Genomic DNA, 15,585 nt, shown 5'->3' with positions numbered 1-15,585 from the left:
TCTCGCGTAGATCGTCGTCCGAGACGGCGTACGGGGGGTCCAGGAAAGCCAGGTCCGACGTCGGTTCCGAGCCACTTCGGCGGCGACGTCTGCTTCGACGTGCGCTGCCTACGTCCGCGTGCGCCGCGCCGCTACTTCGGCTGCGGCTTGCGTACCGAGAGGTGCAGCTCGCGCAGCCGGGTCTCGTCCAGCTCCGTGGGCGCGCCCATCATCAGGTCCTGCGCGTTGCCGTTGAGCGGGAACGCGATCGTCTCGCGGATGTTCGGCTCGTCCGCGAGCAGCATGACGATGCGGTCGACGCCCGGGGCGATGCCGCCGTGCGGCGGGGCGCCGAAGCGGAAGGCGCGCAGCATGCCGGCGAACTGCTCCTCGACGGTCTCCCGCTCGTAGCCCGCGATCTCGAAGGCCTTCAGCATGATCTCGGGCTCGTGGTTCCGGATCGCGCCGGAGGACAGCTCGACGCCGTTGCAGACGATGTCGTACTGCCAGCCGAGGATGTCCAGCGGGTCCTGGGTCTCCAGGGCCTCCAGACCGCCCTGCGGCATCGAGAAGGGGTTGTGCGAGAAGTCGAGCTTGCCGGTTTCCTCGTCCTTCTCGTACATCGGGAAGTCGACGATCCAGCAGAAGCGGAAGACGTTCTCCTCGAAGTTGCCCGAGCGCTTCGCGGCCTCGACCCGCACCGCGCCCATGATCTTCGAGACCTCGTCGAACTCGCCCGCGCCGAAGAACACCGCGTGGCCGGGGGCCAGCGAGAGGCGCTTGGTCAGCTCGGCGACGTTCTCCTCGGTGAGGAACTTGGCGATCGGGCCCGTCAGCGAGCCGTCCTCACCCACCCGCACCCAGGCCAGGCCCTTCGCACCCTGCTCGACCGCGTAGTCACCGAGGCCGTCGAAGAACTTCCGCGTCTGACCGGACACGTCCGGCACCGGAAGGGCGCGCACGTGCTTGCCCGCGAAGGCCTTGAACTCCGAGCCCTCGAAGATGTCGGTGATGTCGACGAGCTCCAGCTGGGCACGCAGGTCCGGCTTGTCGGAGCCGTACTTCAGCATCGACTCGCGGAACGGGATGCGCGGGAAGGGGGAGGTGACGTGACGGTCACCGCCAAACTCCTCGAACAGCTCCGTCATGAGCTTCTCGATGGGCTGGAACACGTCCTCCTGCTCGACGAAGGACATCTCGACGTCGAGCTGGTAGAACTCGCCCGGCGAACGGTCCGCGCGGGCGTCCTCGTCGCGGAAGCAGGGCGCGATCTGGAAGTAACGGTCGAAGCCGGAGATCATCAGCAGCTGCTTGAACTGCTGCGGCGCCTGCGGGAGCGCGTAGAACCTGCCGGGGTTCAGCCGGGAGGGGACCACGAAGTCGCGCGCGCCCTCGGGGGAGGTGGCGCTGAGAATCGGGGTCGCCATCTCGTTGAAGCCCAGCGCCGTCATCTTGTGACGGATCGCGGAGATCACGGCCGTACGCAGCAGGATGTTGCGGTGCATGCGCTCGCGGCGCAGGTCGAGGAAGCGGTACTCCAGGCGCCGCTCCTCGTTGACCCCGTCCTCGGCGTTGATCGTGAACGGCAGCGGCTGGGCTGCGCCGAGCAGCTCGACCTCACCGACCTCGACCTCGATCTCGCCGGTCGGCAGCTCCGCGTTCACGTTCTCCGTACCGCGCGAGACGACCTTGCCGTCGACGCGGACGGTCGATTCCTTGGAGACCTTGTCCAGGGCCTCGTAGGCGGGGGTGCCGGGGCGGGCGACGAGCTGCGTGATGCCGTAGTGGTCGCGCAGATCGATGAAGAGGATGCCACCCAGGTCTCGGCGATTGTGCAGCCAGCCGCTCAGCCGGACGTCGCTGCCGACGTCAGAGGCGCGGAGCTCGCCGCAGGTGTGGGACCTGTACCGATGCATCGTCGTTCATCCAGTCTTCGCGGATTGAGGGCCTGTTTCACGTGAAACACCCCCAGGGTACCGGGCAGCCCAGGATCACCTCCCCATCATGAGCCGCTCGGCCGGTGCTCGGCGCCCTGGACAGCATCGGTGGCAGGCACCGATCACCTGTTCATACAGTGGGCCCATGCGCACTGGTGAGCCCCTGCCCGCCGTGGGGGCCGTCCTGGTCACTCTCGCGACCGGCGTATGGCGCTGGGACGCCACCGCGGGCCTCGTCACCTTCGACGCGGAAGCCGCACGGCTCATCGGCATGCCCGCGGAGCAGACAACGGTCTCCGAGGCGGGAGCACGCTCCCATGTCCACCCCGTCGACTGGAACGAGATGGACGGAGTGGTGCAGCTCGCGGTCGCCGAGGGCACGCTCGCCGAGGCCCGGATGCGGATCATGGACGGACACGGCCGGGTGCTCCGCACGGTCCGCAGCCGCTCGAAGCCGATCGTCGACCCCGAGACCGGGCACTACGAGCTGATCGGCACCCTTCAGGAGGTCAGCGAGCAGCCTCCGGGCGCCGCCGCGCGCACCCCCGTCACCGGGGACTGGCGCCGCTCGCGGGAGGCATTCCTGCTGGACGCGGGGCGGGCGCTGGCCGAGGCACGGTCCACGGCGGAGGTACTGCGGGTGGCGGCGGGGCTGTCGATGCCCGGCTTCTCGCCGGACGGGCTGGCCGTCTTCGGCGCGGAGGGCGACCGGCTGACGATCATCGGCCATCACGGGCACCAGCCGGGCGACGAGGGGCCCTTCACGCACATGCCGCTGACCACGGACTATCCGGCCGCCGAGGTCGTCCGTACGGGCCGTGCGGTCTACCTCTCGTCCCCCGAGGACTACAGGGAGCGCTACCCGGCCTCCTGGCCGCTCGCGCGGCACTTCGGGCGGCAGTCCTGGGCGTTCCTGCCGCTCACCGTCGCCGGCAGCACCATGGGCGCGTGGATGGCGGCCTTCACGTATCCCGTCACCTTCACGCCCGACGAGCGCTCGGTCCTCACGACCGTCGCCCGCATGCTCGCGCAGGCCCTCTCGCGCGCCGGAGCGGCCGAGACCGCGCGAGAGCTGACCGACGGCCTCCAGCGCTCGATGATGCCGACGCTCGGCCCGCAGATGCCGGGCATGAGCGTCGCCGCACGCTACATCCCGACCGGCGGCGGCCTCCAGGTCGGCGGCGACTGGTACGACATGATCCCGCTGCCGGCCGGCCGCTTCGCGCTGGTCATCGGCGATGTACAGGGCCACGACGTCCGCGCCGCGGGCCTGATGGGCCAGCTCCGGATAGCCCTGCGCGCGTACGCCTCCGAGGGCCACCGCCCCGACGCGGTGCTGTCCCGGGCCTCGCGCTTCCTGTACGGGGTCACGGACTCGGTGACCTACGGATCGAGCGGCGGCGCCGACGAGGGCGAGGACCCGGCGGACCCCGGCGATGTGCGCTTCGCGACTTGTCTGTACGTCGAGGTCGACCCGGCGACCGGGACGCTCGACATCGCCCGCGCCGGGCATCCCGACCCCGCGATACGCATGGCGGACGGGACGGTGCTGATGCGGCCCACGGCGGGCGGGCTGCCGCTCGGCATCGACCCGGACGCCGACTACCCCACCACCCGGCTCGTCCTGGAGCCGGGCGAGACGATGCTGGTCTGCACGGACGGGCTCATCGAGACCGGCGGCCACGACCTCGACACCGGCTGGCGCCGCATCCGCCGCACGCTCGAGTCCCACGACGGCGACATGGAGGCCCTCGCCGACGCGCTCGTCCAGGCCGTGCACGGGCCCTCCTCCCACCACACCACCGGTCCGCTGGCCGACCGGCGCGAGGACGACATAGCGGTGCTGCTGCTGTCCCGGCTGGGCGGGACGGGCGGCTACGACGACACGGCCCCGACCGTTCGGCCGATGATGCGCCGCACGATGCTGACCGTGGCGCAGGCCGAGCCCGAGCGGATCGCGGAGGCCCGTCAGCAGCTGCGGGAGCTCCTGCACGACTGGGCCTCCGCCGACCAGCTCGACTCCGCGGTCCTGCTCGTCTCCGAGATGGTCACCAATGTCCTCGTGCACACCGACGCCGACGCGCTGCTCGTCGCCGAGGTGACGGGCGAGCCGGCCAAGCGGCGGATGCGGGTGGAGGTCACCGACGGCAGCGACGACCTGCCGCACCGGCGCCATCCCGGGGAGCTGGCGTCGTCCGGACGCGGACTGGTGCTCGTGGAACTGCTCGCGGACGCGTGGGGGGTGGACCCGCGGGGCGAGGGCAAGAGCATCTGGTTCGAGTTCTCCGAAACCTCGGACGCGGCTGCCGGGGAGCCCGGGACCGCGCAGGACTCCGCGGTGCTGGAGGCCTTCGCGGCGTTCGGGGAGGCGGCGGATCGCGGCGAACCGTCCGGCACGGGCCCCGCGGCGGGCTCCCCCCAGGCGGACGATCCCCTGCTCACCGGCGAATCCGGCATCGAGAACGGCTCCCGCGCCGCGCACGGCTCCGGTTCGGGCTCCGGCTCCGGCTCCGGCTCCGATGCCACGGACGGTTACGCGTCCTCGGAACGTCACGAGTCCTCGGAAGGCCCCGCCGCCCCCGGCACTCCGGGGAACCCCGGCGCCTCAGGACCTTCCGGGCCGTCCGGTCCCGGCGCGTAACGCGCACGGAGTTCGTGCAGCACGCCGAAGGCAGCCGCCGTCAGCGGTACGGCGAGCAGCATGCCGAGGACGCCCGCGACGGACGCGCCCGCCGTGATCGCCAGCAGCACCACCGCCGGATGCATCTGCACCTTCCGGCTCTGGATCATCGGCTGGAGGCCGTACCCCTCCAGGACCTGCACGGCCAGGACGACCCCGAGCACCCAGAGGGCGATGACGAACCCCCGGTCCGCGAGCGCGACCAGCACAGCGACCGCGCCGGAGATGAACGCGCCGAGATAGGGGATGTAGGCCCCCACGAAAACGAGAGCGCCGAGCCCCACCGCACCCGGGACGCGCAGGATCAGGAGCCCGACGGTGATGCACAGGGCGTCGATGAGCGCGATGATCGTCGTTCCGCGCATGAACCCCTCGACGGCCCCGAAGGCGCGCCGGGCCATGGCCTCGACGACGTCGGCGGTCCCCCGGGGCGCGAGCGACCGCAGGGTTCCGGCCACCCGGTGCGAGTCCCGCAGGAAGAAGAAGACGAGCAGCAGGGCGAGGAAGGCCATGGCGATGGTCTGGCCGACGACGCTGACGCCACTGACGACATTGGCCGCGGCCGTGCTGCCGAACTCGGTCAGCAGATCCTTGGAGTTGGCGGCGAGGTCGTCGAGCGATGTGCCGGCCGCGCCGAAGTGCTCGGCGACGGATTTCGCGGCCTGCCGGAGCGAGTCCACGATCTGCGCGCCGGTGTGGATGAGGGCGGCGACGACGATGTAGACGGCGCCGCCGACGACGACGGCCACCGCGACGCAGGTGAGGGCGGCGGCCAGCGACCGGTTGACCCGTACCCTCACCAACTGCCGGTACAGCGGCCCGAGCAGGGCGGTCCCGAGCAGCGCGAGCAGTACCGGTACCACCGCCGTGCGGAACTCCCCGCAGAGCAGGATGCCCACCCATCCCACTCCGGCGGCCAGCAGGATCACGACGCACCACGCCGCCAACCGCCGGGCACCCTCGGGGAGTAGCTGCACCCATCCAACTGACCATGCGTCAGCCGAACCGGCACCCCGCGAAGGCCGAACGGGGGAGAAGGCCTCGCGAAGGTGCCGGTCGTGCGGAGGGGGTGACCGAACTGCACCCCCTGGACCCCGGAAGGGGAAGGGCCTACAGCCCGCCCTCCGACATCCCGTGCACCGCCGGGATCGTCCCCAGGCGGCCCTTCTGGAAGTCCTCGAAGGCCTGCTGCAGCTCGTCGCGGGTGTTCATCACGAAGGGGCCGTAGTGGGCCATCGGCTCACGGATCGGCTGACCTCCGAGAAGGACGACCTCCAGGTCCGGGGTGTTGGAGTCCTGCTTCTCGTCCGCGCGGACGGTCAGCGAGGAGCCCGCGCCGAAGACGGCGGTCTGGCCGGTGTGGACCGGGCGGCGGTCCCCGCCCACGCTTCCGCGTCCGGCGAGGACGTACGCGAGTCCGTTGAAGTCCTCGCGCCACGGCAGGGTGATCTCGGCGCCGGGCCGCAGTGTGGCGTGGACCATGGTGATCGGTGTGTGCGTTATGCCGGGGCCCTGGTGGCCGTCGAGCTCACCGGCGATGACGCGCAGGAGCGCACCGCCGTCCGGGGTGCTGAGCAGCTGCACCGTGCCACCGCGGATGTCCTGGTATCGCGGGGCCATCATCTTGTCCTTGGCCGGCAGGTTCACCCACAGCTGGAGGCCGTGGAAGAGGCCGCCGGACATGACGAGCGACTCCGGCGGCGCCTCGATGTGCAGCAGGCCCGAGCCCGCCGTCATCCACTGCGTGTCACCGTTGGTGATCGTGCCGCCGCCACCGTTGGAGTCCTGGTGGTCGAAGACGCCGTCGATGATGTACGTCACGGTCTCGAAGCCGCGGTGGGGGTGCCAGGGGGTGCCCTTCGGCTCACCCGGCGCGTACTCCACCTCACCCATCTGGTCCATCATGATGAACGGGTCGAGGTGCTTGTAATTGATCCCGGCGAACGCGCGTCGGACCGGGAAACCCTCGCCCTCGAAGCCACTGGGCGCGGTCGTCACGGCCAGCACGGGACGCTCCACGGCGTCGGCCGGCGTAGCCACACGGGGCAGGGCCAGCGGGTTCTCGACAGTCACTGCGGGCATGTCGGTACCTCCTTGTGCTTCGAGTTTAGTTGAGGATTGAACTTTCTGCTACCCGTAACGACGGACGCCCGGAGGGCATTCCCTCCGGGCGTCACGCGTGGGTGAGGCGCCGCTGAGGCACCTCGGCCGCGCGGACGGCGGGGCATCGGCCGCGCCCGCGCCTGGCCGTCAGCCGTACATACGGCGCATCGCGAAGTCCACCATCTGCTCCACGGCCTTGGCGTCGAAGACCATCCGGTGCTCGCCCTCCATGTCGATCACGAAGCCGTAGCCGGTGGGCAGCAGGTCGATCACCTCGGCGCCGGTGATCACGAAGTACTTGGACTCCTTGCCGGCGTACCGGCGCAGTTCCTTGAGCGAGGTGAACATCGGGATGACAGGCTGCTGAGTGTTGTGCAGCGCCAGAAAACCGGGGTTGTCGCCGCGTGGGCAGTACACCTTCGACGTGGCGAAGACCTGCTGGAAGTCCTCGGCGGCCATGGACCCCGTGGTGAACGCGCGGACCGCGTCCGGAAGGGACGGCGGGGACGGCTCGGGGTACAGGGGCGGCTGCTGGCCGTATCCGCCGGGCATCTGCCCGCCCGGCATCTGCCCGGGCATCTGCTGCTGCGGCGGGACGTACCCCTGCTGGGCGCCTGCGTTCTGCTCGTAGCCGTACATGCGTCAAAGAGTAGTGGGCCACATATGGCCCACTCGGGGTTGCTTCTTATTACTGGCGGGTAGCATTATCGAAGCTACTTGTTGGTACGTGAACCAAGTGCGAGGAGTCATCGCCTCGCCGATCCCTTAACGGAGCCGTCGCCATGGGGCATTACAAGTCGAATCTCCGCGACATCGAGTTCAACCTCTTCGAGGTGCTCGGGCGCGACAAGCTGTACGGCACCGGCCCGTTCGCGGAGATGGACACGGACACCGCCAAGAGCATCCTCGAGGAACTGACCCGCCTCTCGGAGAACGAGCTGGCCGAGTCCTTCGTGGACGCCGACCGCAACCCGCCGGTCTTCGACCCGGAGACCAACACCGCGCCGGTCCCGGCTTCCTTCAAGAAGTCGTACAAGGCGTTCATGGACTCCGAGTACTGGCGTCTGGGCCTGCCCGAGGAGATCGGCGGCTCCACCTCGCCCCGCTCCCTGATCTGGGCGTACGCGGAGCTGATCCTCGGCGCGAACCCGGCGGTCTGGATGTACTCCTCCGGCCCCGCCTTCGCGGGCATCCTCTTCGAGGAGGGCACCGAGGTCCAGAAGCACATCGCGAAGATCGCCGTGGACAAGCAGTGGGGCTCCACCATGGTGCTCACCGAGCCGGACGCCGGCTCCGACGTGGGCGCGGGCCGCACCAAGGCGGTCCAGCAGGAGGACGGCTCCTGGCACATCGAGGGTGTGAAGCGCTTCATCACCTCGGGTGAGCACGACATGGAGGAGAACATCCTCCACTACGTCCTCGCCCGCCCCGAGGGCGCCGGCCCCGGCACCAAGGGCCTGTCCCTCTTCCTCGTCCCGAAGTACGAGTTCGACTTCGAGACCGGCGAGCTGGGCGAGCGCAACGGCGCGTACGCGACGAACGTCGAGCACAAGATGGGCCTCAAGGCCTCCAACACGTGCGAGATGACCTTCGGCGACCGCCACCCCGCCAAGGGCTGGCTGATCGGCGACAAGCACGACGGCATCCGCCAGATGTTCCGCATCATCGAGTTCGCCCGCATGATGGTCGGCACGAAGGCGATCTCCACGCTGTCGACGGGCTACCTGAACGCGCTGGAGTACGCCAAGGAGCGCGTCCAGGGCACCGACCTCGCGAACTTCATGGACAAGACCGCGCCCAAGGTCACCATCACGCACCACCCGGACGTGCGCCGCTCGCTGATGACGCAGAAGGCCTACGCCGAGGGCATGCGCGCCCTGGTGCTGCACACCGCCGCGATCCAGGACGAGATCCAGGTCAAGGAGGCCGCCGGCGAGGACGCCGCCGCCCTCGAGGCCCTGAACGACCTGCTCCTGCCGATCGTGAAGGGCTACGGCTCCGAGAGGGGCTACGAGCAGCTCGCCCAGTCGCTCCAGATCTTCGGCGGCTCCGGCTTCCTGCAGGAGTACCCGATCGAGCAGTACATCCGCGACGCCAAGATCGACACCCTGTACGAGGGCACCACCGCCATCCAGGGCCAGGACTTCTTCTTCCGGAAGATCGTCCGCAACCAGGGCGCCGCGCTGAACTCCCTCGCCGAGGACATCAAGAAGTTCCTGGCGATCGGCACCGGCGGCGAGGACCTGTCCGACGCCCGTGAGCAGCTCGCGAAGGCGGCCGTCGAGCTGGAGGCCATCGTCGGCCTGATGCTGACCGACCTCGCGGCCACCGAGCAGGACGTCAAGAACATCTACAAGGTGGGTCTCAACACCACCCGCCTCCTGATGGCCTCCGGTGACGTGGTCGTCGGCTACCTGCTGCTGCGCGGTGCCGCCGTCGCCGCCGAGAAGCTGGAGACGGCCGCCGCCCGGGACAAGGCGTTCTACACCGGCAAGATCGCGGCCGCGAAGTTCTTCGCCGCCAACGTGCTGCCGGGTGTCACGGGCGCCCGCAAGCTCGCCGAGGTCGTCGACCTGGACCTGATGGAGCTGGACGAGGCCGCCTTCTAGGTCCCCCGGGCCCAGCGAAGTCGGGCGGACACCCAACCGGAACCTGGCCATCCGGTCAGGTGCCCCAAGGTGTCCGCCCTTCACATCCCCCTTACGAAGGCCCGCTCCCAACCCCGGGAGCGGGCCCTCGTGCGTCGTTAAGGTGAACCCATGAGTGCACCCTCCCGCTTCGACCGCGGCCACACCGACGACCTCATGTCCTTCCTCGCGGCGAGCCCGACGCCGTACCACGCCGTGGCGACCGCCGCCGAGCGGCTGGAGAAGGCCGGATTCCGTCAGGTCGCCGAGACCGACGCATGGGAGGGGACCAGCGGCGGGAAGTACGTCCTGCGCGGTGGTGCGATCGTCGCCTGGTACGTACCGGAGGGCGCCGAGCCGCACACGCCGTTCCGGATCGTGGGCGCGCACACCGACTCCCCGAACCTGCGGGTCAAGCCGCTGCCGGACACCGGGGCGCACGGCTGGCGGCAGGTGGCCGTGGAGATCTACGGCGGTCCGCTGCTGAACTCCTGGCTCGACCGGGACCTGGGCCTGGCCGGACGCCTCTCGCTGCGGGACGGATCGACCCGCCTGGTCAACATCGACCGCGCCCTGCTGCGCGTGCCCCAGCTCGCCGTCCACCTGGACCGCTCCGTCAGCACCGACGGACTCAAGCTCGACAAGCAGCGTCACCTCCAGCCCATCTGGGGACTCGGTGATCCCCGCGAAGGCGATCTGATCACCTTCCTGGAGGAGGAGTCAGGGCTGCCCACGGGCGAGGTCACCGGCTGGGACCTGATGACCCACTCCATCGAGCGCCCCTCCTACCTGGGCCGCGACCAGGAGCTGCTCGCGGGGCCGCGGATGGACAACCTGCTGTCCGTGCACGCCGGCACGGCCGCGCTGGCCGCGGTCGCCGCGTCCGACGCCGGGCTCTCCTCCATCCCGGTCCTCGCCGCCTTCGACCACGAGGAGAACGGCTCGCAGAGCGACACCGGCGCCGACGGACCGCTGCTCGGCGGTGTGCTGGAACGATCCGTCTTCGCGCGCGGCGGCTCCTACGAGGACCGGGCGCGCGCCTTCGCCGGCACCATCTGTCTCTCCTCCGACACCGGCCACGCCGTGCACCCCAACTACGCCGAGCGGCACGACCCGACGCACCACCCGCGCGCCAACGGCGGCCCCATCCTCAAGGTGAACGTCAACAACCGCTATGCCACCGACGGTTCGGGCCGCGCGGTGTTCGCCGCCGCCTGCGAGAAGGCCGGCGTGCCCTTCCAGACCTTCGTCTCCAACAACTCCATGCCCTGCGGCACCACCATCGGCCCCATCACGGCGGCCCGGCACGGCATCAAGACGGTCGACATCGGCGTGGCCATCCTCTCGATGCACAGCGCCCGCGAACTCTGCGGCGCCGACGACCCGTTCCTGCTGACGAACGCGCTTGTCGGGTTTTTGGAGGGATAGCCCCCAGAAGTCCTCCCACCGCTACCCAACGGGACAGAAAACGCTTGTTTTGAACCTGTTCAAGACCGATCCGGTCGTCGTACGATACGGGCCGATCTTGAGTCTCGTGGGGGGACCATCTGTGAACAGGCATGTGAGAAGACAATCCCTGGTGCTCGGCTGCGCCTCGGTCGCGGCCGGGCTCCTGCTCGGGCCCGTCCCGGCGGCGCACGCCGCGGCGGCACCCGTGCTGTGGTCCGCCGGCAGCGGCGACCTCCCGTCGAGCGGACTCGTCGTGGTCAGCGCGGGGTCCGACAGCGCGATCACCTCGATCACCGCGCACCTGTACGCCCCCGGCGCCGCGGAAGGGGCCGCCGAGGCCGCCCGCGTCACCGACTTCACCCGGACCTCGGGAAGCGACCGCGACGGCATCTGGAAGACCGCCACACCCCTGCGCCTCGCCGACCTGGGCGGCTACCGCCTCGTGGTCGACCTGACCGACGCGGACGGGGACACGTCGACCACGCGGAGCGTCTACGACTACTCCTACAGCCTCACGGCGGCCCTGAGCGACTTCGAGGTCACGCCCGACCACCCCGACTACGCCCACCAGCGGGTGTCCGTCTCCGGCAAGTACACGATCACCGACCCCCGTACGGGTGACACGACGCCCGCCGACGGCCAGGTCGACGTCAGCACCGCCAACTCGGGCGAGACCAAGACCGCGGACACCGACGCCGAGGGGCGCTTCGCCACGACGTACACGCAGACGGAGGCCTACGGCAGCGTCAGCAGCTGGCTGCGGTTGTCGCCTTCGGTACCGATGTACCAGAACGGACCGAACGTCACGGTCTCACCCGTGCGGTCCGACACCCGTATCACCCTCGACAGCACCGACCTGAGCGTCAAGGAGGGCGTGCCGGTGAAGGTCTCCGGCCTCGCCGAAGTGCTCGTCGGCGGCGCCTGGAAGCCCCTCGCCGGTACGACGGTGACCGAGATGTGGTCGAGCGACATGGGCGCGGCCGCGAGCCGGCCGGTCACCGGCGCCGACGGCCGCTTCACCGGCGAGCTGAAGATGCCGCAGACGGGGAAGGTGGACGTCTCGGTCCAGAGCGGCACCTACCTCAACACGAGCCCGGAGCGGTATGTCACCGTCCACGTCGCCCGCAAGACGTCGATCAGCGACTTCACCGTCAGCCTGAACAAGTACGCCGAACTGACCGCCAGGGGGTACCTGCACACCGGGTCGAGCACCCCCGGCGACGCGGACAACCACGTACGGCTGCAGTACTCGGCCGACGGGAAGACCGGCTGGACGACGGTGAAGACGGTCACCCCGAGCCATGGCGACCCGGAGACGGGCAGCCTGTTCAAGGGCACGTTCGACGCACCCGCGAAGGGCTACTACCGGGCCTACTTCGCCGGAACCGCCAACTGGCAGGCGTCGTACGGCAAGGTGCTCCACGCCGAACGCACCAAGACCCGCATCACCGGCGCGAACGCGTCGCCCGAGCCCGTCACCAAGGGCCGGACCATCACCGTCAAGGGCACCCTGCAGCACTACACGTCGTCGGCGTGGAAGGCGTACTCCGGCCAGAAGGTGAAGATCCTCTTCCGCCCCAAGGGCTCCAGCACCTGGTACGACGAGGGCAACACCACCACCCGCACCAACGGCTCCTTCAGCAAGGGATTCACGGCGCAGAAGGACGGCACGTGGGTCGCCGTGCTGCTCTACCCGAACAGCACCCACCTGGTGAGCTCCGGACGCGAGGACTACGTCGACGTGAGGTGACGCAAGGCCGTGAGGGATCGCCTCCGCATGGCTCGCGGAGTCCCGGGTACCCGGAACGGGCCCGGAATGACTCCGAGTTGCTACTTCAAGGAGGCGACACCCATGGGCCTGGGCGGATGCATCATCCTGCTCGCCGCAGGGGCGATTCTCACGTTCGCGACCGACTGGGACATGCAGGGGGTCAACCTCCACGTCGTCGGCGTGATCCTCATGATCGCCGGACTGATCGGTGTGGCGACCTTCGGCAGCGTCGCCCGCCGCCGGCGGGTGGTCGTACCGCCGACGGCGACCGTCGTCGAGGAGGACCGGCACCAGCGGAACGGCTACTCCGACGGATACGGCGTCTGAGCCGGCTCAGTCGTCCATGCCCGCGAGGACCAGGGGCAGCCGGTCCGCACCGCCTTCGGTGAGGCGGACCGGCACCCCCCAGTCCTGCTGGTGGACATGGCAGGCCGGGTACCTGTTGGCGGGATCGTCGTCGCAGGACGCGGCCATCGCGGACACATGCAGCACCCCCTCCGTGACGGCCGGGTCCAGCTCGACGGTCCGCGCGAGATCCGTGCCCGCGCCCCCGCCGGCGAGAAGCAGCCCGGTCGGAGTCGCGGAGACGAGCAGCCGGGTCGATGGGCCGTACCGCGTGTCCAGCTTCTGCCCGGCCGGCGCCTGGAAGATGACGTCCAACCGGACGGCTCCCGGGGCGACTTCGGTGGCCTCGCGCCGAGTACGGTGGGCGACCGAATCCACGCGCACGGCCTCCTCGGGCAGCCGCAGCCGGGTCAGCCGGTGGCGGGCGGACTCCACCACCACGATGTCGTCCCCGACGAGCACGGCGTCGCTCGGCTCCCGCAGATCCGTGGCCAGCGTGGTCACTTCGCCCGTCGCCGGGTCGAACCGGCGCAGCGCGTGGTTGTACGTGTCGCTGACCGCGACCGACCCGTCCGGCAGCGCGGTGACACCCAACGGATGCTGGAGCAGCGCCTCTCCGGCGGGCCCGTCGCGGTGCCCGAAGTCGAACAGCCCGGTGCCGACGGCGGTGTGCACGCTCCCGTCCGGGTCGACCCAGCGCAGTGCGGAGGTCTCGGAGTCGGCCAGCCAGAGCCGGTCCTCGGTGGCGGCGAGCCCCGACGGCTGCGCGAACCAGGCCTCGGGTCCCGGCCCGTCGACCAGCCCCTCGTTCGTCGTGCCCGCGGCGACCGCGACCGTCTCCGTCGCCGGGTCGTACGCCCACAGCTGGTGCACACCGGCCATGGCGATCCACACCTTCCCGCCGAAGAGAGCCACGTCCCACGGCGAGGACAGATCGACCTCGCGCGCGGGTCCGGACGTCGGCGAACCCCGCCACCACTGGCGGCCGGTGCCCGCGAGGGTGCTCACCGCGCCGGTCGCGAGATCGACCCGGCGCAGGGCGTGGTTCACGGTGTCCGCGACGACGACCGTGTTCGCGTCGAGCAGGGCGAGCCCCTGGGGCTCACTGAACCCCGCCGCCTCGCCGGTGCCGTCCACCAGTCCCCGGACACCGGACCCGATGCGCCGTACGACCGTCTCGCCGTCCTCCGCCAGCTCCACCAGCTGATGCCGGGTCGTGTCGCTGACCAGCAGATCCCCGCTCGGCAGGGCGAGCGCCTTGCCCGGGAAGCGCAGCACGGTCGGCTCGGGCTCGGGCGCCACGTACGGGCCGTCGCCGCGCCGCAGGGTCCCCTTCGCCGCGTGCTCGGCCTCCAGCTCCTCCACCAGCCGCTCGATGGCGTGGGCATGCCCCTCACCAGCGTGCTGCGCGACGACGTACCCCTCGGGGTCGATCACCACGAGCGTCGGCCAGGCCCGTACGGCGTACTGCTTCCAGGTCGCGAGCTCCGCGTCGTCGAGCACCGGATGCTCCACCCCGTAGCGCTCCACCGCGTCGACGACCGCCTGGTGCTCCGCCTCATGCACGAACTTCGGCGAATGCACCCCGACGATCACCACGGTGTCCCGGTGCTTCTCCTCCAGCTCCCGCAGCTCGTCCAGGACGTGCAGGCAGTTGATGCAGCAGAAGGTCCAGAAATCCAGCACGACCAGGCGACCTCGGAGGTCCGCCAGGGTGAGGTTCTCCCCGCCGGTGTTGATCCAGCCGCCCTTGCCGACCAGCTCAGGGGCGCGGACACGCACACGTTTGCTCATCCGTCCAGGGTCGCACGGCCGCCGGAACCGGCTGCTGACCGTCGGTGCGGGTGAACGACGAACGCCCCCGGATGTCCCGAGGGCGTCGCCCGTGCCGTCCGCCGGTAATCGAGCACCGAGCCGAAGGCCAGGCCGGTCGTGGGGGCGGGACGTGCGAGCGTTCCCGCGGTGAAGCTGACCGCGGCGGTGCCGCCGGGAACACCGCCGGTGCCCTGGACCAGGTCGACCGCGGGGTGGCCGCCGTGCCCTGCGCGCTGCCGTAGCCGTCGCTGCCGGTCGTCAGCCCAGGGCGTGTCCGGTGGTCGCGTCCACGTGGGTCGGTACCTCGTCGTGGCGGTCGCCGACGGTGAGGGTGCCGGTGGGCTCGAAGAGGAGGATCGCGGCGCCGCCGGGGGCGTACGGCTTGTGCTCGGTTCCGCGCGGGACCGTGTAGACGGAGCCCTTGGGGAGGACGACGGTCCGCTCGCCGGCCGGTTCCCGGAGCGCGATGGTCAGCTCGCCCTCCAGGACCAGGAAGAACTCGTCCGTGTGATCGTGCACGTGCCAGACGTGCTCGCCCTCGACCTTCGCGACCCGCACGTCGTAGTCGTTGACGGCGGTGACGATCCGGGGGCTCCACAGGTCGGTGAAGGAGGCGAGGGCGGCGGAGAGGGAGACGGGTTCGCCGCGGCGGGCGGAGTCGCTGGTCATGCGCTCATCCTCGGCTCCGCGCGGAACGCCCGCGAGTGCTAGAAATCGCGTATGCCGCAAGGATCCTCGCACGCTCCGCCCGCTCGCGAACCTCGCACCGCCGTGCCCGCTCGGGAGCCCGGCGCCGTGCCCGCTCGCGAACCTCGCAGCGCCGTGCCCGCTCGGGAGCCCGGCACCGGGCCCGCTCGGGAGGCCCGCACCGCGCCCGGG

11 protein-coding genes are annotated in these 15,585 nt (G+C 70.4%); 5 read left to right on the top strand and 6 right to left on the bottom strand.

From position 1 onward, the window contains the following. Positions 1–131: 131 nt before the first annotated feature. Positions 132–1,895, bottom strand: coding sequence for an aspartate--tRNA ligase (aspS, locus tag ACWD68_RS20705; protein ID WP_451807872.1), 1,764 nt, complete (start codon positions 1,893–1,895; stop codon positions 132–134). Between the two features lie 166 nt (positions 1,896–2,061). On the opposite strand from aspS, the gene ACWD68_RS20700 reads away from it, so the two are divergent. Continuing rightward, positions 2,062–4,557 (top strand): SpoIIE family protein phosphatase, encoded by a 2,496-nt coding sequence (locus ACWD68_RS20700; RefSeq protein WP_451807871.1) that lies wholly within the window; start codon positions 2,062–2,064, stop codon positions 4,555–4,557. Here the strand turns inward: ACWD68_RS20700 and ACWD68_RS20695 are convergent. The 3 genes from ACWD68_RS20695 to ACWD68_RS20685 all read right to left on the bottom strand — a co-directional run bounded on the left by ACWD68_RS20695 (position 4,467) and on the right by ACWD68_RS20685 (position 7,338). Then, positions 4,467–5,573 (bottom strand): AI-2E family transporter, encoded by a 1,107-nt coding sequence (locus tag ACWD68_RS20695; protein WP_451807870.1) that lies wholly within the window; start codon positions 5,571–5,573, stop codon positions 4,467–4,469. The genes ACWD68_RS20700 and ACWD68_RS20695 overlap by 91 nt on opposite strands. Positions 5,574–5,706: 133 nt before the next feature. Continuing rightward, on the bottom strand, positions 5,707–6,678 hold the full coding sequence (locus ACWD68_RS20690) for a pirin family protein (RefSeq protein WP_451807869.1): 972 nt from the start codon (positions 6,676–6,678) through the stop codon (positions 5,707–5,709). Between the two features lie 168 nt (positions 6,679–6,846). Further along, positions 6,847–7,338: an SseB family protein gene (locus ACWD68_RS20685; RefSeq protein ID WP_266760725.1), complete on the bottom strand. Its 492-nt coding sequence runs from the start codon at positions 7,336–7,338 to the stop codon at positions 6,847–6,849. Positions 7,339–7,481: 143 nt separating this feature from the next. Here ACWD68_RS20685 and ACWD68_RS20680 point away from each other — a divergent pair, with 143 nt between their 5' ends. The 4 genes from ACWD68_RS20680 (at position 7,482) to ACWD68_RS20665 (ending at position 12,873) form a co-directional block, all read left to right on the top strand. Further along, complete coding sequence (locus tag ACWD68_RS20680) at positions 7,482–9,308, top strand: acyl-CoA dehydrogenase (RefSeq protein WP_451807868.1); 1,827 nt, start codon at positions 7,482–7,484, stop codon at positions 9,306–9,308. Between the two features lie 150 nt (positions 9,309–9,458). After that, complete coding sequence (locus ACWD68_RS20675) at positions 9,459–10,754, top strand: M18 family aminopeptidase (RefSeq protein WP_451807867.1); 1,296 nt, start codon at positions 9,459–9,461, stop codon at positions 10,752–10,754. 133 nt (positions 10,755–10,887) lie between these two features. Continuing rightward, entirely contained in the window at positions 10,888–12,525 is a 1,638-nt protein-coding gene (locus tag ACWD68_RS20670) for a hypothetical protein (RefSeq protein WP_451807866.1), read from the top strand. A 102-nt stretch (positions 12,526–12,627) separates the two neighbouring features. Then, positions 12,628–12,873, top strand: a complete 246-nt coding sequence (locus ACWD68_RS20665) for a DUF6458 family protein (protein WP_451807876.1) — start codon at positions 12,628–12,630, stop codon at positions 12,871–12,873. 6 nt (positions 12,874–12,879) lie between these two features. On the opposite strand, the gene ACWD68_RS20660 is transcribed toward ACWD68_RS20665, so the two are convergent. Continuing rightward, positions 12,880–14,685, bottom strand: a complete 1,806-nt coding sequence (locus tag ACWD68_RS20660; RefSeq protein ID WP_451807865.1) for an NHL domain-containing thioredoxin family protein — start codon at positions 14,683–14,685, stop codon at positions 12,880–12,882. A gap of 279 nt (positions 14,686–14,964) precedes the next feature. Further along, positions 14,965–15,375 carry a cupin domain-containing protein gene (locus ACWD68_RS20655; protein ID WP_451807864.1) on the bottom strand — a complete coding sequence of 137 codons (411 nt, stop codon included), beginning with the start codon at positions 15,373–15,375 and terminating at the stop codon, positions 14,965–14,967. Between the last annotated feature and the right edge of the window lie 210 nt (positions 15,376–15,585).

Source organism: Streptomyces sp. NPDC005141, assembly GCF_053599975.1.
This window is presented reverse-complemented; position numbering and strand designations above follow the sequence as displayed.